The organism is Pseudoalteromonas luteoviolacea (assembly GCF_000814765.1).
Taxonomy (GTDB): Bacteria; Pseudomonadota; Gammaproteobacteria; order Enterobacterales; family Alteromonadaceae; genus Pseudoalteromonas; species Pseudoalteromonas luteoviolacea_H.
Genome location: NZ_JWIC01000009.1, coordinates 77,398 through 95,398, shown reverse-complemented (window position 1 = coordinate 95,398; position 18,001 = coordinate 77,398). Strand labels below are relative to the sequence as shown.

Annotated in this window: 16 protein-coding genes; 12 read left to right on the top strand and 4 right to left on the bottom strand. The window is 43.4% G+C overall.

Going from position 1 to position 18,001, the window contains the following annotated elements; genetic code table 11:
• Nucleotides 1-283: 283 nt before the first annotated feature.
• From JF50_RS21145 to hemB, 11 genes are all read left to right on the top strand, one after another.
• Nucleotides 284-1,291, top strand: a complete 1,008-nt coding sequence (locus JF50_RS21145) for a GGDEF domain-containing protein (RefSeq protein ID WP_039611355.1) — start codon at nucleotides 284-286, stop codon at nucleotides 1,289-1,291.
• A 106-nt stretch (nucleotides 1,292-1,397) separates the two neighbouring features.
• The gene (gene ubiE / locus JF50_RS21140; RefSeq protein ID WP_039611354.1) at nucleotides 1,398-2,153 is read left to right on the top strand and encodes a bifunctional demethylmenaquinone methyltransferase/2-methoxy-6-polyprenyl-1,4-benzoquinol methylase UbiE; all 756 of its coding nucleotides are present in this window, start codon (nucleotides 1,398-1,400) and stop codon (nucleotides 2,151-2,153) included.
• A 19-nt stretch (nucleotides 2,154-2,172) separates the two neighbouring features.
• Nucleotides 2,173-2,772, top strand: a complete 600-nt coding sequence (locus JF50_RS21135) for a ubiquinone biosynthesis accessory factor UbiJ (protein ID WP_039611353.1) — start codon at nucleotides 2,173-2,175, stop codon at nucleotides 2,770-2,772.
• 16 nt (nucleotides 2,773-2,788) lie between these two features.
• Nucleotides 2,789-4,402 (top strand): ubiquinone biosynthesis regulatory protein kinase UbiB, encoded by a 1,614-nt coding sequence (ubiB, locus tag JF50_RS21130; RefSeq protein ID WP_039611352.1) that lies wholly within the window; start codon nucleotides 2,789-2,791, stop codon nucleotides 4,400-4,402.
• Between the two features lie 63 nt (nucleotides 4,403-4,465).
• Complete coding sequence (gene tatA / locus JF50_RS21125) at nucleotides 4,466-4,702, top strand: Sec-independent protein translocase subunit TatA (RefSeq protein WP_039611351.1); 237 nt, start codon at nucleotides 4,466-4,468, stop codon at nucleotides 4,700-4,702.
• A gap of 5 nt (nucleotides 4,703-4,707) precedes the next feature.
• The gene (gene tatB, locus JF50_RS21120) at nucleotides 4,708-5,025 is read left to right on the top strand and encodes a Sec-independent protein translocase protein TatB (protein WP_039611350.1); all 318 of its coding nucleotides are present in this window, start codon (nucleotides 4,708-4,710) and stop codon (nucleotides 5,023-5,025) included.
• Between the two features lie 24 nt (nucleotides 5,026-5,049).
• Nucleotides 5,050-5,796, top strand: coding sequence for a twin-arginine translocase subunit TatC (gene tatC / locus JF50_RS21115; RefSeq protein WP_039611349.1), 747 nt, complete (start codon nucleotides 5,050-5,052; stop codon nucleotides 5,794-5,796).
• Nucleotides 5,789-6,283: a hypothetical protein gene (locus tag JF50_RS26465; RefSeq protein ID WP_052262638.1), complete on the top strand. Its 495-nt coding sequence runs from the start codon at nucleotides 5,789-5,791 to the stop codon at nucleotides 6,281-6,283. The genes tatC and JF50_RS26465 overlap by 8 nt, the downstream gene beginning before the upstream one ends.
• A complete protein-coding gene (locus JF50_RS21105; protein ID WP_039611348.1) occupies nucleotides 6,284-7,075 on the top strand; it encodes a TatD family hydrolase in 792 nt (263 codons plus the stop codon).
• On the top strand, nucleotides 7,075-8,958 hold the full coding sequence (locus JF50_RS21100; protein ID WP_235423491.1) for a diguanylate cyclase: 1,884 nt from the start codon (nucleotides 7,075-7,077) through the stop codon (nucleotides 8,956-8,958). Before JF50_RS21105 ends, JF50_RS21100 begins: the two co-directional genes overlap by 1 nt.
• Before the next feature lies 1 nt (nucleotide 8,959).
• Entirely contained in the window at nucleotides 8,960-9,970 is a 1,011-nt protein-coding gene (gene hemB / locus JF50_RS21095; protein WP_039611347.1) for a porphobilinogen synthase, read from the top strand.
• 34 nt (nucleotides 9,971-10,004) lie between these two features.
• On the opposite strand, the gene JF50_RS21090 is transcribed toward hemB, so the two are convergent.
• The 4 genes from JF50_RS21090 to JF50_RS21075 all read right to left on the bottom strand — a co-directional run bounded on the left by JF50_RS21090 (nucleotide 10,005) and on the right by JF50_RS21075 (nucleotide 15,301).
• Nucleotides 10,005-10,430: a hypothetical protein gene (locus JF50_RS21090; protein ID WP_039611346.1), complete on the bottom strand. Its 426-nt coding sequence runs from the start codon at nucleotides 10,428-10,430 to the stop codon at nucleotides 10,005-10,007.
• A gap of 411 nt (nucleotides 10,431-10,841) precedes the next feature.
• On the bottom strand, nucleotides 10,842-12,929 hold the full coding sequence (fusA, locus tag JF50_RS21085) for an elongation factor G (protein WP_039611345.1): 2,088 nt from the start codon (nucleotides 12,927-12,929) through the stop codon (nucleotides 10,842-10,844).
• Nucleotides 12,930-13,092: 163 nt separating this feature from the next.
• On the bottom strand, nucleotides 13,093-13,881 hold the full coding sequence (locus JF50_RS21080) for a TIGR00266 family protein (protein WP_039611344.1): 789 nt from the start codon (nucleotides 13,879-13,881) through the stop codon (nucleotides 13,093-13,095).
• Nucleotides 13,882-13,999: 118 nt separating this feature from the next.
• Nucleotides 14,000-15,301, bottom strand: coding sequence for a GntP family permease (locus JF50_RS21075; protein WP_039611343.1), 1,302 nt, complete (start codon nucleotides 15,299-15,301; stop codon nucleotides 14,000-14,002).
• Nucleotides 15,302-16,591: 1,290 nt separating this feature from the next.
• On the opposite strand from JF50_RS21075, the gene JF50_RS21065 reads away from it, so the two are divergent.
• On the top strand, nucleotides 16,592-18,001 hold the full coding sequence (locus JF50_RS21065; RefSeq protein WP_039611341.1) for a sensor domain-containing diguanylate cyclase: 1,410 nt from the start codon (nucleotides 16,592-16,594) through the stop codon (nucleotides 17,999-18,001).

The window sequence follows — 18,001 nt, the reverse complement described above, 5'->3', positions numbered from 1 at the left end:
ATGCACCTTAACGAAGGCACTTATCTTTATGCAAGTATAATCGACCAAACATCGTTCAAATGCGCTCATCGATGCGCCGTCACATGTATAAGAGAAAAAGTTGTCGATAAATTCGCCTAATAGAATTAAATGGGTAACTTTTTACCATTAAAAGGGCAAATTTTACTTTCAAAAAGTCACAATTGCGATTAATGTAGCGGGACTTCAAATAGGATGAAATCATGACTTGTGCCAAAGGACGTTAAGGCTTCGAAATTAACCTGAATATGTGGTAAATAAGTAGATGACGTTCCATGACCCAATGGCCATAGCCCAAGAAAAAATGACCAAAGTCTGTCATTTTTTGGAACTGCATGCGCTGCCACCCACACCGCTCAACTACCAAGTAGCCTATACGTTCATCAGCCGCAGCAACGAACCTCTGACGACGCGCTTGGAGCGTGATTTACGAAATAATGTGGCCATTGATAACGTCTATATCGAACAACTTTACTTTGAGTTTATTTATACGGAGCATCAAGAAGAGTTGGCCGTATTAAAAGAAGTCGACAACGTCATAGATGAGCTCTCATCTTCTTCGTCTCGAACACACCAAAATATCGCAATATATACGCAAAGCATTCGAAAATGTCACAGTGAATTAGATGCTCAAGATATCGCGAAAAGTAAAAAGGCGCTGAACGAATTTGTGCAGCAAACTGAACGTTATATGGAACAACAGCAACGTTTTAAACACAGTTTGCAAAAAGCCAGGGCAACACAAAGCCAGCAGTACATGGTATTAAACAAAATCCGCAAACAGCGTTTGATTGATCCACACACAGGCTTATACAAACGTCACTACCTCAACCAAAAAACACAACTCTGGCTAGACCAAGATAAAACCCTGTGTGCTATCTCTATTCAAGTTGATAACCTCAGTGATTTTAGTGCAAGATTTGGCGATATGATTGGTGAAACTGTCTTGCAACGTGTTGCCAATAAAATCAAACATTATGTTTTAGAAAGTGGTGTACCCGGTCGCACAGGCAAACAAGAGTTCACTATTTTACTTGCAGACATCGAGCCGGAAACGGCCAAAGTCATCGCCGCAAAAATTCGTAAAGGCGTCGAAAAGCTCAAATTCATTAGCAATAAAGGCAATGTACAATTTCCTGAAGTTCAGCTCGCCATTGGCATTGCAAAAAGGCAAAACGAACGAGACTTTAATGAATTAGCTACCCAAGCCGCTTTTGCGGCACAAAAAGCCCATACACTAGGACGAGACTGCTACATTTCGGGCGCACTGTAACCTTTGTTTTAAGACAAATATTTACGATTTACAGCCACTATAAATTGCACCTGAGTGTCGCAATCAAGTACACTATACCCATCTAAACTGTGTCACCAAGGTCAACATGAAAGAAGAAAATCGCGATACCACCCACTTTGGTTATAAAACCGTAGAGTCCACTCAAAAAGAGTCTTTGGTTGCAGATGTTTTTCACTCTGTCGCAGCTAAATACGACATCATGAATGACTTTTTGTCGTTTGGTATTCACCGCCTTTGGAAGCGTCAAACCGTGGCATGCGCTGGCGTACGAAAAGGCCATCGAGTATTAGACTTGGCAGGTGGTACAGGTGATTTAACGGCTAAATTTAGCCAGCTTGTTGGTGATACAGGTCAAGTGATCCTCGGCGACATCAACGATTCAATGTTAAAAGTAGGCCGCGATAAACTGCGTGACTTAGGTTTGGTAAACAACATTGAATATGTGCAAATGAATGCCCAAGCATTACCCTTTCCAGACAACAGCTTAGATGTTATCACCATTGCATTTGGGCTGCGTAACGTCACAGACAAAGACGAAGCGTTGCGCTCTATGTACCGAGTACTTAAGCCAGGTGGACGCCTATTGGTCTTGGAATTTTCTAAAACAGATAACGAAGCGCTGTCAAAGTTGTATGACTTCTACTCCTTTAATATTTTACCAAATGTTGGCAAAATAGTGGCCAATGACAGTGAATCTTATCGATACCTTGCAGAGTCAATTCGCATGCATCCAGATCAAGAAACCTTGAAAGGGATGATGGAAGAAGCCGGTTTTGAGCAAACAAGCTATCAAAACTTCACCGGTGGCATCGTCGCGCTCCATAGAGGGTTTAAGTACTAACGTCTGTAAGGATAAGTTTATGTTGATCTCTGTCTTAACGGCCATGGCCGAGCAAGCTGTGAATCGTCTCTTAACCCTTGAACCCAGCCTCGCAAATGACTTGCAAGGCGCTGCACACAAGGTGCTAGCATTGACGTTAACAGACTTAAACTTATCCTGCGCACTACATTACAACGGGGAGTACTGTTTTGTGTATGGTCATTATCATGACGATGCTGACTGCCACATCACCACTTCCCTTGATTGCCTCAGCGAATTGAAAGACCCCAGTCAACTGACACGACTGATCCGCAGTGGCAAATTAGATTTAGATGGAGATCTGCATCTAGCACAGCTCTACAGTAAGGCGTTTGCAAATCTAAATATCGATTGGGCAGAACATTTATCTCGGTATTTAGGGGATGCGGGCGCGCAACATCTGGTGCAACAAGCCAAACAGTGTAACGCGCGAACACAGCAACATAAAAAATCATATCAGCAAGTGCTGACCCAATTGTGTCAAGATGAGCTGAATGTCACCATCCATCCTCTGGAAATGCAGCAATTTAAAGCCCAAACTAGAGCCCTTTCATCGCAATTAGCTGCGCTTGAACAACGCATTAATGCACTAACTGACTGACTTTAAGGAGCAGGAATTGTCCATCGCTCGCCTATATCAAATTGGTAAAACATTTCTTAATTATGGCCTAGATGAACTGCTGCCTCAGCACTTACAGCCCTGGTACGCTAAATACCTGCGCAAAAGCTTATTTTGGCTGCCGAATAAACACCAAGAAAAATCCGAAGGTGCGCGTTTACGCCTCGCATTACAAACGCTGGGGCCAGTGTGGATAAAGTTTGGACAAATGCTGTCTACTCGCCGTGACTTATTGCCTCACGATATGGCACAAGAGTTAGCACAACTGCAAGATAATGTTGCACCATTTGACGGTGAACAAGCGCAAAAGTTAATAGAACAAGCGCTAGATTTAGAACATATCAGCGCACTATTTGAACACTTCGAGCAACAACCGTTAGCCTCTGCATCGATTGCCCAAGTACACACCGCTCAGTTACAAACTGAACAAGGTTTGAAAGATGTGGTTGTCAAAGTGATCCGCCCGGACATAGAAAAGCAAATTCTCGCTGATTTATCTTTGATGGAGCAATTTGCCAAGATCTTAGCGGGTCTAGTCAGTGAAAGTCGCCGATTAAGGCCCGTTGAAGTTGTCCGCGAGTATCGTAAAACCTTACTCGACGAACTTGATTTAATGCGCGAAGGCGCCAATGCCATTCAACTTAGGCGCAACTTTGAAGGCTCTGAAGCACTGTACATTCCCGAAGTGTATAGCGACCACTCCAGACAAAATGTATTAGTCATGGAGCGTATTTATGGCATTCCGGTCTCTGATACTCAGACGCTAGAAGCACAGGGTACGGATATGAAGCTACTCGCTGAACGGGGTGTAGAAGTCTTTTTCACTCAAGTTTTTAGAGACAGTTTTTTCCATGCTGACATGCATCCGGGTAATATTTTTGTCTCCTACGAGCATCCTGAAAACCCGCAATATATCGGGATTGACTGTGGCATCGTCGGCACCTTAAACCGAGAGGATAAGCGATATTTAGCAGAAAATTTCATTGCATTTTTCAACCGTGACTACCGCCAAGTCGCTCAGCTACATGTAGACTCTGGCTGGGTGCCCGCAGACACTTGTGTTGAAGAGTTTGAATTTGCTATCCGCACTGTGTGTGAACCCATTTTCAATAAACCCCTTGCAGAGATTTCATTTGGCCATGTACTGGTCAATTTATTCAATACGGCAAGGCGTTTTAATATGGAAGTTCAACCACAGCTCGTTTTGTTGCAAAAAACACTGCTATATGTTGAAGGGCTTGGCCGTCAGCTATATCCTCAGCTAGATCTTTGGCAAACTGCCAAACCATTTTTAGAACACTGGGTACAAGAGCAAGTTGGCCCACTGGCCGTAGCTAAAAAACTTTATCAGAATCTGCCTTTTTGGGCAGAAAAAATGCCTGAACTGCCTGATTTAATTTATCAGAACCTGAAACGACAGCATCATCGCCCTGCGGCACCAAGCAGCTCGGTCAGCAAGCAAACGATACAAAGTATTCTGCTCGGTATGGCAGCGTCAACCTTCGCCATCATCGCAGGCTTGTGTTTTATCGCAGAGTTAAGTGGGGCAAGTCTAGGAAGCGCTCTTTTTGCATGCTTGCTATTTATTTGCGCATGGCGTAAAACAGGATGATATTTTATACGCGGGGCGTATAATCAAATCAGTATTTACAAATAACACGTAAACGGAGTCGTTATGGGATTAGGTGGAATTAGTATTTGGCAATTATTGATTGTGCTTGCAATCATTGTTTTGCTTTTTGGCACGAAAAAGCTACGCGGTATGGGTGGTGATCTTGGTAACGCTGTCAAAGGGTTTAAAAAAGCCATGTCAGATGAAGATAACAACGACGCTAGCAAGCCAAAAGACGCGCTTCAAAATCAAACTCAGAGCAAGTCAAACAGCACCGAAACTGACAAAGAAAAGGTATAGTTTACATGGGCATGTGGGAGCTCGTCGTCATATTGATTGTCGGCTTAATTGTATTAGGGCCTGAACGCTTACCGGTGGCGATCCGGACCGTTAGCCGCTGGATCAGAACCGTCAAATCAGTTGCCAATTCCGTCAAAGCTGAGGTCAATGAAGAGCTGCGGGTACATGAGCTACATGCCAATTTGAAAAAAGCTGAGCAGCAGAATATGCATAACTTAGCACCTGAGCTGCAAGAGTCCGTAGATGAGCTGAAAAAAGCGGCCGAGTCCGTTCGTCATAGCTATCAAACTGACGCGACAGAACAGCAGTCGAAAAAAGACTAATCCCTAGAAGTAACAGGAATATTCATGTCAGAGCCGGAGCAAAGTGGATTTATAGGCCACCTGATTGAACTCAGAGATAGGCTGATAAAAGCCCTCCTTAGCGTATTGGTTATTTTTTTATCCTTAGTATATTTTGCGAATGATATTTATGCATTTGTCGCAAACCCATTGGTGCTAAGTTTACCTGAAAATGCCACCATGATAGCCACAGATGTCACAGCACCGTTTTTCGCACCGTTTAAACTGACTCTATTCGTCGCATTATTTTTGGCAATCCCGTTTATTTTGCATCAAGTTTGGGGTTTTTTAGCACCCGGCTTATATCAGCATGAAAAACGCATGCTGATGCCAATACTGCTCTCGAGCATCATTCTATTTTACGCAGGTATCGCTTTTTGCTACTTTGTCGTTATGCCAATTATTTTGGGCTTTTTTACTGCGGTTGGCCCAGAGATGATGACCCTATCTCCGGATATTAGTAGCTACCTTGCCTTTATCCTCAAGCTGTTTTTCGCATTTGGTGTCGCATTCGAGATACCTGTTGCGATTATGCTGCTATGTTGGAGCGGTGTTACAACAACACAAAGTCTAAAAGAAAAAAGGCCTTACATTGTTGTTGGTGTCTTTGTTGTGGCAATGTTTTTAACTCCCCCTGATGTGCTGTCACAAACACTGCTTGCCGTACCCATGTTATTATTATTTGAGATTGGCCTTATTCTGGCGGCGTTCTACAGCAAAAAGTCTCAACAACAGGAAATGAATAATGAATAAGTGGCTCACTTTAGTTGCCCTGAGTATCTCACTCTCAACCGATGCACAAGAGACCGCACTCGATCAACTGACTGCCTGCCAAGATATTTCAGTCGATCAACAGCGTCTGCAGTGTTATGACCAAGTAGTAAGCCAATATCAAGCAAAACAGTCCGTCGCTCAGACACCACCGACTGCTAAGGTATCCACGGCAAATGTCACACTCAGCGCAGAGCAGCAACAAGCGCGTTTTGGCATAGAAAATAAAGTCATAAAAAACGAGCAACGCGTCGACAATATTGAAGCTACAATAACAAAACTCACAAAATCAACTCATGGCGTGCGTACTTTTGAGCTTTCAAACGCGCAAGTATGGAAGCAAATAGGCAGCGGCGCTTTTTTTGCAAAACAAGAGGACACTGTGACGATTAAACGTGGCTCATTTAACTCTTTTTTGATGAGTAAATCAGACTCAAACAGAACCATTCGTGTAAAAAGAATAAAATAAATGCAAACAATGATTGATGCCGGTGTCAATTTAACCAGCTCCCAATTTGATAAAGACAGGGCGGATGTCGTCTTACGCGCCAAATCACAGCATATTAGCAATATGCTTTTAATCGGGTGTGACCTCGCATCGAGCGATGACAGCCTTGCTTTGGCGCAAACCTATCAATTAGTGAGCACCGCCGGGATTCATCCCCATGATGCCAAAGATGCCCCTGACGATTTCATTGCACACATCACAAGATTAGCCAGCTCACCTCATGTTGTAGCAATTGGCGAATGTGGATTAGATTTTAATCGCGATTTTTCGCCACGAGATACGCAAGAACGTATCTGCAGTGCTCAATTTGCACTCGCCCAACAACTCAATATGCCAGCTTATATCCACGAACGAGATGCACATGACCGTATGAAAGGGTTATTGTCTGAGCATCAACTCACCGGTGTCTTACATTGCTTTACGGGGGACCAACAAGCTCTCAAATTTTATCTCGATTACGGTTTAATGATCGGCATTACAGGTTGGGTATGTGATGAAAGACGCGGCCAACAATTACGTGATTTAATTAAATATATTCCAAACGATAGACTCCTTATTGAAACCGATGCACCTTATTTACTGCCACGGACCCTATCACCCAAACCCAAATCTCGGCGTAATGAACCCGCCTATTTACCTGCCGTTGCTGAGCAAATTGCCTTATTAAAAAACACCGATAGAGAATCCATTGCGATGTGCAGCAGCAGTAATTTCAATGCATTATTTATGGCCAAGCCACAGAGTAATATTTGATGAAATTATGGTTATTGTTGGCATTAATGTTCAATACTTATGCGGCGCTCGCGAATCTCGCTGTTGACCCTGAGCCTCACTCCCCAGTCTTTGAGCTGCAAGCCCAGTTTAGACACCAGGCTTCACTTCCATTTAGCTATACAGTAACCGATCAAGACAATATCCAAGCATTACTCAATGATAATCCAAATTGGCATTATCATCGCTCTGGCGCGCTGAATTTAGGTGAAGTAGATCAGCAAGTCTGGATTAAAATCGTTTTACGCAACGACAGCTTAATCGAGCTACCGTTATTGCTCAGCGTCAACAATAACCTTTTGGATAGTATCACAGCCTATATCATGCAGCCTGATCATGCTATTTTGACCCTAGATTTAGGTGACAGTCGTCCTTTAATGCAACGGCCAATAAAACATGAAGCACAACTCATTCCACTAGAGCTACCGGGTAAACGACAAACAACCCTTTATTTGAAAGTGAAACACCATGGCGCGCTCAATATCCCGCTCAGTCTTTGGCACCCAGTTGAATACTTAAAATACAAAAGTAAATTTAACCTCATATATGGCATCTTGGCAGGGTTTTTACTTGCAATGATAGCGACGAACTTCACGATGTATACCTTCACACGCCGCAAATACTTTATGCATGGTACTTTGCTGTTATTGAGTGTATGGCTCTTACTGGTGCATCTATACGGCTTTGGATATCGTTATCTCTACGCAGATTGGCAATGGATGCAACAATATGGGCAAAGCCTGCTCGTACTGTTATCTACTTTGGCAATAGTGCCTATTTTAAGAAGTGGTATTTTACCGATTAGTACAGCATCGTATGTCGACGTCGGGCTAAAATACCTACTCGTTAGTGGTCTGGGACTGACACTTTTATGTACCTTGCTGCCAATCACACTGGCGTTAAAAGTCGCGTATGTTTTTGCCATCCTGGCCGTTTTGTACTTCTTTGTGATCACAATCAAAGCATCATTAAATAAGCTCAGCCAAAGGTTACCCGCGGTCACTGTTTATCTGTGTTTAATGATATCTTTATGTTACCAGTTTGGCTTTGAGCTAGGGTTACTCTCTGGGGCATTGCTTGAGCGTCCAGTTACTTATGTTTGTGCGCTATTTGTCTGTGCCTATATCAGCTATGCACTGGCTAAGCAGTATATTTTTGAACGAGAAAGCCATATCAAACAACAAGAACAAAAACTCGCAAAAACACGTGCCGAAGATGCCTTACTCAAAGAGAAGCTCATCATCCAAGAGCAAGCACAACAAGACCTGGAAAGCAGTATTGATGAGCGCACTTTCGAATTACAGGTCACGCTGCGTGAACTAGAAGAAAAAAATAGAGAATTAGAACGACTCAATATGGAAGATCCATTAACTAAGGTAAAAAATCGACGCTACTTCGATAAACGCCTTATGATGGAGGTCAGACGTTCCCGCAGAGAGCAAACCACACTGAGTGTCGTCATGCTTGATATTGACCATTTTAAACGTGTGAATGACGTATATGGGCACCTAGCAGGCGATCAAACCATTTGTGCTTTTGCCAATACCATTAGCAAGCATTTAAAGCGACCCCATGACGAAGTGTTTCGTTACGGTGGTGAAGAGTTTGTCATCTTGCTGCCCAATACCAATGTGCAAGGTGCACAAGAGCTTGCTGAACAGATCCGTGAAGCGACTGCCAGTTGCATCGTCAATATTGCTGATCAAAGTATCCAATTTACCACAAGTGCTGGGGTTTACAGCGCAATCGCACAAGATACAAAAAACCCAACTTTATTCACCGATTTCGCCGACAAAGCTTTATATGAAGCGAAGCAAAGTGGCCGTAATCGGGTATGTATTTATCAACACACGCAGGAGACTTAATGTGGCTCAATCAGGACTAGATCTATTTCCATATACTCGTATGCGACGCATGCGCCGCGACAACTTTTCACGTCGCCTTATGAGCGAAAATACATTAACTGTCGCTGATCTAATTTATCCTGTTTTCGTTTTAGAGGGCACAAACTGTCGTGAACCCATTCCTTCTATGCCTGGGATTGAACGACTGTCGGTTGATCTGCTCGTAGAAGAAGCAAAACAATTACACGCATTGGGCATTCCTGCCATTGCTATTTTCCCCGTCACCCCCTCAGATAAAAAATCCTTAATGGCTGAAGAAGCTTATAATCCTGATGGACTTGCACAGCGCACAGTCAAGGCACTCAAAGCGGCCTGTCCAGAGCTAGGTGTGATCACTGACGTCGCATTAGACCCGTTTACTGTGCATGGACAAGACGGCATCATAGACGACACAGGCTATGTGATGAATGACATCACCACTGAGATTCTTATCAAACAGGCATTGTCTCACGCCGACGCAGGTGCTGATGTGGTTGCGCCCTCAGACATGATGGATGGCCGTATTGGTGCCATTCGCGATGCATTAGAAGAAGCCGGTCACATCCACACGCGTATCATGGCTTACTCTGCAAAGTATGCATCAAGTTACTATGGCCCATTCAGAGATGCTGTTGGCTCCGCAGGTAACCTTAAAGGAGCTGATAAGAAGACCTATCAGATGGATCCAGCTAATTCGGATGAAGCAATACGAGAAGTTGCCTTAGACTTACAAGAGGGCGCGGACATGGTCATGGTGAAGCCTGGCATGCCTTACCTCGATGTCGTCAAACGCGTAAAGAGTGAGTTTGGAGTACCAACTTTTGCTTATCAAGTCAGTGGTGAATATGCCATGCACAAAGCTGCTATTGATAATGGCTGGCTTGCTGAAAAGCCTATCGTTATGGAGTCGCTCTTAGCGTTTAAACGTGCTGGGGCAGACGGGATCTTGACCTACTTTGCCAAGCAGGCAGCCATTTGGCTCAATGAGCAATAAAAAGCAAAAAAGCGCCTATTAGGCGCTTTTTTAGTTAGGCTTTCACTTCGGTGTCTATCACACCAGCTAACGGGCAATTAAATTCCTTCGCCGCTCTTTGTATGTCTTCTAAATTTGCCAACCAATATGGAAATGCAATCTGCTTTTTCGAGCTCAACTCGACTGATACTAAATATGCGCCCAGCAGCTTAGTAACTTTTAACGTCGCAATTTCATCACTGTGTAAATAATTGACCTGTGACCAGCTGCGATAGCTAAACCCAGCTTTATCAATGTGAACGTATTTTTTCCCAATAATTGATGAAATCAGCGTGACCATTGTCAAAGCAGCGCCTGACACGCCGAGTACTTTGGCGACAAACTCCAAACCAGAGTGCAATAACACAACATAAAGCAAAACCGATGCAATCAGCTGCAACAGATAAATATACCAGTTAATTTGTAAGTTGATTGTCTTCATGAGTACCTCCAAATTTTACTCAATTCACCTACTTTAGGATTAAGAAGGAAGCATGATAAATTCGCTTTGTTCCTAAATCAAGCTCGCCCTCTGCTTTTTTCAACAATCCACTTTTTTAGCGCATGCTTAATTCTCTATATTTGCATTACATTAGATAATTTAACTTTCTAGATAGGTATATTTTTTAGTAAATTACGTAAAAAAGATGTGGGGATTGCTCAGAAAACAGTCCGAAAGAATGGGAATTTGCATTATACAATTGTTTACATTTTACAAATAAAAAAATTCATAAAATGGCGATTTAGCCAGGCTTAAATCAACTTAACCACTGCTCAGCCACAGCGGGTGAGTTATCCATACGCATAAAAAAACCGCCCTGAGGCGGTTTTTTCAAAAGAAAGGAGTGGCTAATTACTTAGCAGCTTTCTTTTCTTTCTCAGCAGCGATTACCGCGTCAGCAACGTTTTGCGGACATGGTGCATAGTGAGAGAATTCCATTGAGAACTGACCACGACCAGACGTGATAGTACGTAGGTGACCAATGTATCCGAACATTTCAGATAGAGGTACTTCACCCTTGATACGAACGCCCATTGCGCCAGCTTCTTGGTCTTTGATCATACCACGACGACGGTTAAGGTCACCGATTACGTCACCTACGTTGTCATCTGGCGTGAACACGTCAACTTTCATGATTGGCTCAAGAAGTTGTGCACCCGCTTTAGGGATAGACTGACGGAAAGCGCCTTTAGCAGCGATTTCGAATGCGATTGCTGATGAGTCAACTGCGTGGAAACCACCGTCGAATAGCTCAACTTCAACGTCTAGTACAGGGAAGCCAGCTAGAACACCTTCTTCCATCATTGACGCGAAGCCTTTCTCAACTGCAGGCCAGAATTCTTTAGGTACGTTACCACCAACAACTGAAGATGAGAACGTGAAACCAGAACCAACTTCACCTGGCTTGATGCGGTAGTCGATCTTACCGAACTGACCAGAACCACCAGACTGCTTCTTGTGCGTGTAGCTGTCTTCAACTTCTTGCGTGATAGTTTCACGGTAAGCAACCTGAGGTTGACCAACAACTAGCTCAACGCCGTAAGTACGCTTAAGGATGTCTACCTTGATGTCTAGGTGAAGCTCACCCATACCTTTAAGGATAGTTTCACCTGAATCTTCGTCAGTCTCAACCTGGAATGACGGATCTTCTGCAACCATCTTACCGATAGCGATACCCATCTTCTCGTTACCACCTTTATCTTTAGGTGCAACAGCGATAGAGATTACCGGATCAGGGAAGATCATCGCTTCTAGAGTACATTCGTGCTTAGGATCACATAGCGTGTGACCAGTTTGAACGTTCTTCATACCTACAACTGCGATGATGTCACCCGCTTGTGCTTCAGTAAGTTCGTTACGCTCGTCTGCTTGCATCTCAACCATACGGCCGATACGCTCAGTTTTACCAGTTGCAGAGTTAAGGATCGTGTCACCTTTCTTCATGCGACCAGCGTAGATACGGATGAACGTAAGTGCACCGAAACGGTCGTCCATGATTTTGAACGCAAGCGCTTTAAGTGGCTCTTCTGCATCAACTGTCGCAACGTCACCAGTAGGCTCACCAGTTTCAGGATCAGTTAGAGGCTGAGGGTCAACTTCAGTTGGAGACGGTAGGTAATCAACAACTGCGTCTAGTACTAGCTGCATACCTTTGTTTTTGAATGCAGAACCACAGAAAGTTGGGAAGAAAGCAAGGTCACGTGTACCTTTACGGATACAAGCTTTGATTTGCTCTAGTGAAGGAGTTTCACCTTCCATGTATGCTTCCATTAGGTCGTCGTCTTGCTCAACAGCAGACTCAACTAGCATCTCATGGTACTCTTCAACTTTCTCAACCATGTCAGCTGGAACGTCAGTGATTTCGTAGTTTTCTGGAAGGCCAGTCTCGTCCCAGATGTATGCTTTCTTTTCTAGTACGTCAACAACACCTGTGAACTGATCTTCGATACCGATAGGAAGAGTCATAACTAGTGGGTTTGCGCCAAGTACTTTCTCTACTTGACCTACTACGCGGTAGAAGTCAGCACCCATACGGTCTAGTTTGTTTACGAAGATACAACGTGCAACTTCTGATTCGTTCGCATAACGCCAGTTAGTTTCTGACTGAGGCTCAACACCACCAGAACCACAGAATACACCGATACCACCGTCAAGAACTTTAAGTGAACGGTATACTTCAACTGTGAAGTCAACGTGTCCAGGAGTATCGATAACGTTTAAACGGTGGCCTTTCCACTCACAAGTAACAGCTGCTGACTGGATAGTAATACCACGCTCTGCTTCCTGTTCCATGAAGTCAGTAGTTGACTCACCATCGTGTACTTCACCAGTTTTGTGAATCTTACCAGTAAGCTTAAGAATACGCTCAGTGGTCGTAGTTTTACCCGCATCAACGTGCGCGAAAATACCAATGTTTCTGTATTTCGATAAATCTGCCATTGTTTTACTCTATTTAAAGTAGAAAAATTATTCGGCGGGAGTATATCACCTCTTTAGGCGAACATCATCCTTGAAGTCGATTAAAATGCAGCCAATTTGCAATTAAAACGCATTCGCTGCGATATTGCATTGTTGAACTGCATTAAATAAGCCATTTTTAGCCTTAATCACCATCAATGATATCGCCAACACTGCCTAATACAGAGCCTTCGCCCTGCCTGCTACCGCCTTGTTTTGGTGCATGTTCAAGGACACGATCCGCTAATCTAGAGAATGGTAAGCTTTGGATCCACACCGTGCCATGGCCTTTTAACGTCGCTAAAAAGAGCCCTTCACCGCCAAAAAACATACTTTTCAGGCCTTTCACCCGCTCAATATCAAATTCGATGCCTTCGCTGAAACCAACCACACAGCCGGTATCGACGCGCAGCGTTTCACCATTCAGTTGCTTTTCAACCACAGTGCCGCCTGCATGGGCAAATGCCATTCCATCGCCCTGCAGATGCTCCAATATGAACCCTTCTCCACCAAAAAAGCCCGCGCCGAGTTTACGCTGAAAGGCAATATCCACTTTGGTGCCCAGTGCAGCACATAAAAATGAATCTTTTTGTAAGTACACAGATTGACCTAACGTCGCCATATCCAACGCCAAAATAGAACCCGGAAAAGGCGCTGCAAATGCCACGCGCTTTTTACCCACACCTTCATTGGTGAAGTGCGTCATAAACAACGACTCACCACTAATTAAACGCTTACCTGCGCTGAATAACTTACCCATAAAGCCTTGATCTACATCAGAGCCGTCACCCATTTTTGCTTCAAAGCTAATGCCATCTTGCATGTAGTTCATCGCGCCGGCTTCTGCAATAACCGTTTCATTGGGATCCAACTCCACTTCAACCATCTGCATCGATTCGCCGATGATTTCATAATCAATTTCATGACAATGCATATCTTATTCTCCTTTTATGTGCCCAAATAACTGTGTCTTCACAGCCTTTTTGTCTGTCAAAGTTAGTACAATGCAATGCATTTTGCATGACAACTGCTTACCCATTGACACCTTTCGATTAAAACCAGATAAATAGACCCAAGATCAAAACAACCCCTAATAAAGGTACGCATACCGTCAATACTGCCAGTGGCCAATACGCATCTTGGTGTTTCTCGCCACAAATCGCCCGCACCGTTGTCACGACATAGCCATTGTGTGGCAAGGTGTCCAGTGCACCCGAACTAATCGCGACAACACGATGTAACTGGTTTTCATCGACCCCCAAATCTAAATAATGAGGCGCAACCAAAGGGAGTGCAATTGCCTGTCCACCCGAGGCTGATCCCGTTAATGCCGCGATAACACTCACCGCGATTGCCGCGCCAAGCAACTCATTGCCCGGAATGGAGGTCATTAAGGTCACAGCCTCTTGAAACGCAGGCGTGCCTTTAGCAACGGCGCCAAAACCGACGACCGCAGCCGTATTGCCAATAGCCACCAATGCCCCTGTTGTTCCTAGATTAATGGCCTGAGATAGACTTTTAAAGTACTTAAAATTAATGATAAAAATAGATATGACGCCGCCGAGCAAGGCAACAATTAACGCGCTTTGCTGAAGCTGTTCGTGCAATAGAAATGACAAGCTCAATACGACGAGTAAGGGTAAGAGCCCTGTGATTGGGTGGGGTAAATGACGCTTATCCTCGATAGGGTCGCCCGCTCTCACTTGAAAAGACTCGCCATTATCGACAGCCTTTTTAATCATTTTAACCAGTAAAAAATAGCCCAAAACAGCCATAAATACGGCGACAATTAAGCTTTCTTGCCATGCCGCATAGGGAGACGTGCCCAAGTATTTTATTGGGATCCAGTTTTGTATTTCAGGAGACCCCGCCGAGGTCATGGTAAATGTCACAGAACCAAAAGCCAGTACTGCGGGGATAAAACGCCGAGGCAGGCCCGCATCCTTAAATAAGCTCAATGCCATCGGATAAACAGAAAATGCCACAATAAAAACACTCACCCCACCATAAGTCAGTAAGGCACAAGCTAGCACGATGGCAAATACAGCATGCTTCATCCCTATTTTATCGGTAATGTAACGCGCAATAGCATCGGCAGCGCCCGTATCTTCCATAAATTTACCAAACAATGAACCCAGCAAAAACATAAAGAACCAAGCTTGGATAAAACCACTGAATCCGGACATATAAATTGAAACAAAGTCACCGTCATTGATGCCATTAAATATCGTAATATTGCTGCTAAGTGCGACCAACAGTGCACATAACGGCGCGGCAATAAACAAATTCATCCCTCTTAAAGTCAGCCAAATCAATGCAGCCAATGCACCAATCAACCCCAACGTACTGACCATTAACTCACCTCTTTTGTTATTTTTATGTAACTGTTATACGCCGAAAAGATCAGGAAATAAAGTGTCTTAGCGCACTCAAAAGTAGGCGAAATAATGAAGTAGTTTGCTTAAGCAACAAACACGAATAAATCAAATGAGAATTATTTGCAAATAAATGTTGACACTGAACCAAATGTTATTGATAATCAATCTCAACAAAGTAAGTGACGGTTTATTTTGTTGAAGTACTCTAATTTTGTTTCTCGACCCTGAAACACGTTGAGCGAACGTTAAACGTTAGGTAATAACGCGTTGTTTTACGCCCCTAAAACAACTTGTAAAAACCGACTATTTTACTTGCTACATTGCTCATATCAGTGACGGTAGATATGAACACAAAAGCCCGCTTGACCCGCGGGCTTTTCTATTTTTACTACTTGCCAATGACCCACTTACCTCACCAATTAAGATGAGGGTGTTCAAAAAAACCAAAACAAATTAACGCTTACAGCTCACCAACAACGTAAATGAGAATTGTTTTCAAAAAAGTATTGACATAGATCAAAATACAATTGATAATCAATCTCAACAAGTCGAGTAGACGGCTCAACTTGTTAAGTACGCTAAATTGTTTCAAGACCCTGAAACACGTGATGCACACGTAAAAATGCAAGGTTGCATGTGCTTTATCTTAACGCCCCTTAAGTAAAGTACACTCAACCCACTTACTATTTTACTTGCTACATTGCTCATATCGGTGACGGTAGATATGATCAAAAAAGGCCCGCTATTGCGGGCTTTTTTATTGCTCTCGACTCACCATCGCTCTTTTTTAGCCACATTCCCGCACAATACATATTTACAAACTAATGCTATACACCCGTTATATCACCGACATCAATGCACGTGAATCACGGCAAAACTCACCAACAAAACTAAATGAGAATTATTTTCAAATAAGTGTTGACACTCACCCAGATCTAATTGATAATCAATCTCAACAAAGACGGATATACACACTTTGTTGACGTACTCAGATTTTGTTTCTCGACCCCGAAACACGTGTGGCGCACGCAAACAGCTTCTGGTTGTCAGTGATGAACATTAACGCCCCTTAACGCGATTCACTAACAACCAACTTACTATTTTACTTGCTACATTGCTCATATCGGTGACGGTAGATATGAACCTAAAAGGCCCTGACAGGGCCTTTTTTATTGCGTGAAATAAAGCAGCTGTAATCTAGTGTAATAGTCTGTACCAATACCCACTGTTAGAATTTTGTACCTATTTAATCTAAACGCTGCTGTAATGACTAAGACACGCTACCGCTACAACTTCATCTTAACGGTACTCCTTTTAACCGGCTTTATCTTTACCAGCTGGTTTAGTTTAATCATTGCTAAGCAATCGTTATTTCGCGGCATTGAAAACGACGCACTGCCACTGACCAGTCACCTGATCCATACAGACTTACAAAAACAGCTGCAAGCCCCCATTATTATCTCATCACAAATGGCCAATAATACGTTTTTACACCATTGGCTGACAACGCCACAAAAAGACACCACCTTCTTATTTGAATATCTAAGGCAGACTCGCAGTGATTTTGACGCAGTCACCAGTTTCCTCACGACCAGTCATGACAAAGCCTATTATCGCTATGATGGTAATACCACCACGTTAAGCCAACAGGACACTTGGTATCAAGACACTATGGACAACGACGCCCTTTATACACTCAATGTCGATTTAGACCCCAGAGATGACCACCAAGCAACCATCTTTGTAAATCATAAAATCATGGTTAATAATCAGGTGAAAGGGATCACGGGCGTAGGCATTAAACTGGATCACTTAAAGCGTCTCATTGATAAGTACCAACATACTTACAACCGTAAAGTCTATTTTATTGATCATAAGGGCCGCTTATTGTTTTATAACGATGCAACCTTCACAGACTATTCGTTGAGCGACAAGTTTGGTCAACATGGCACTAAATTACTAGACAACCAAACCTATAAATTACGCTTAGAGCAAGACGATAAAACTTTATTTATTAACTCTCGCTATTTGGCCCACTTCGGCTGGTATCTCATTGTTGAGCAATCACTTGACCAAAATAACTCTCTATCGGAAAGCCTCTATATTAATTTGTTGATGGGTGTTGTGATCACTGGCGTCATCTTGTTTAGCGCTCAGCTCACCTTTAACCATTATCAGAAACGACTCGAAAAGATGGCGACGTTTGATAAGCTGACAAATACCTACAATCGACAAGCATTTGAGCCTAGGCTGCAATCTGAGCTGCAAAAAGCGCGCAACCAATTCAAGCCGCTGGTTATGATGATGTTAGACATTGACCACTTCAAGCAAGTGAATGACAAACACGGACACTTGATCGGTGACAAAGTCCTAAAGCACGTTGCCCATATTTGTAAATCAGTCGTCAAAAATCACGGTTCAGTATGTCGTTGGGGTGGCGAAGAGTTTGTGATTTTGCTCCCCAAAACAGAGCTCAATCAAGGCCATGAACTGGCAGAGCAGATCCACCAAGCGCTCAATGCCAGTGTATGTGACGTCAAAGTCACAGCCAGTATTGGTCTTGCACAATATCATATCGATGAATCAGAGGACGGGCTGTTAAAGCGTGCTGACGCTGCTTTATACCGCGCTAAAAGCACTGGACGCAATCGCTCAGTGCTTGCACAAGCCGCTTAA

Bases quoted from the DNA above. Each gene is read 5' to 3' on its own strand.
- JF50_RS21145 (WP_039611355.1), top strand. From the start codon at position 284: ATGACGTTCCATGACCCAATGGCCATAGCCCAAGAAAAAATGACCAAA.
- JF50_RS26465 (WP_052262638.1), top strand. From the start codon at position 5,789: ATGAATAAGTGGCTCACTTTAGTTGCCCTGAGTATCTCACTCTCAACC.
- tatB (WP_039611350.1), top strand. From the start codon at position 4,708: ATGGGCATGTGGGAGCTCGTCGTCATATTGATTGTCGGCTTAATTGTA.
- JF50_RS21075 (WP_039611343.1), bottom strand. From the start codon at position 15,301: ATGGTCAGTACGTTGGGGTTGATTGGTGCATTGGCTGCATTGATTTGG.
- tatA (WP_039611351.1), top strand. From the start codon at position 4,466: ATGGGATTAGGTGGAATTAGTATTTGGCAATTATTGATTGTGCTTGCA.
- JF50_RS21090 (WP_039611346.1), bottom strand. From the start codon at position 10,430: ATGAAGACAATCAACTTACAAATTAACTGGTATATTTATCTGTTGCAG.
- JF50_RS21065 (WP_039611341.1), top strand. From the start codon at position 16,592: ATGACTAAGACACGCTACCGCTACAACTTCATCTTAACGGTACTCCTT.
- JF50_RS21105 (WP_039611348.1), top strand. From the start codon at position 6,284: ATGCAAACAATGATTGATGCCGGTGTCAATTTAACCAGCTCCCAATTT.
- JF50_RS21080 (WP_039611344.1), bottom strand. From the start codon at position 13,881: ATGCATTGTCATGAAATTGATTATGAAATCATCGGCGAATCGATGCAG.
- JF50_RS21100 (WP_235423491.1), top strand. From the start codon at position 7,075: ATGAAATTATGGTTATTGTTGGCATTAATGTTCAATACTTATGCGGCG.
- fusA (WP_039611345.1), bottom strand. From the start codon at position 12,929: ATGGCAGATTTATCGAAATACAGAAACATTGGTATTTTCGCGCACGTT.
- tatC (WP_039611349.1), top strand. From the start codon at position 5,050: ATGTCAGAGCCGGAGCAAAGTGGATTTATAGGCCACCTGATTGAACTC.
- JF50_RS21135 (WP_039611353.1), top strand. From the start codon at position 2,173: ATGTTGATCTCTGTCTTAACGGCCATGGCCGAGCAAGCTGTGAATCGT.
- ubiE (WP_039611354.1), top strand. From the start codon at position 1,398: ATGAAAGAAGAAAATCGCGATACCACCCACTTTGGTTATAAAACCGTA.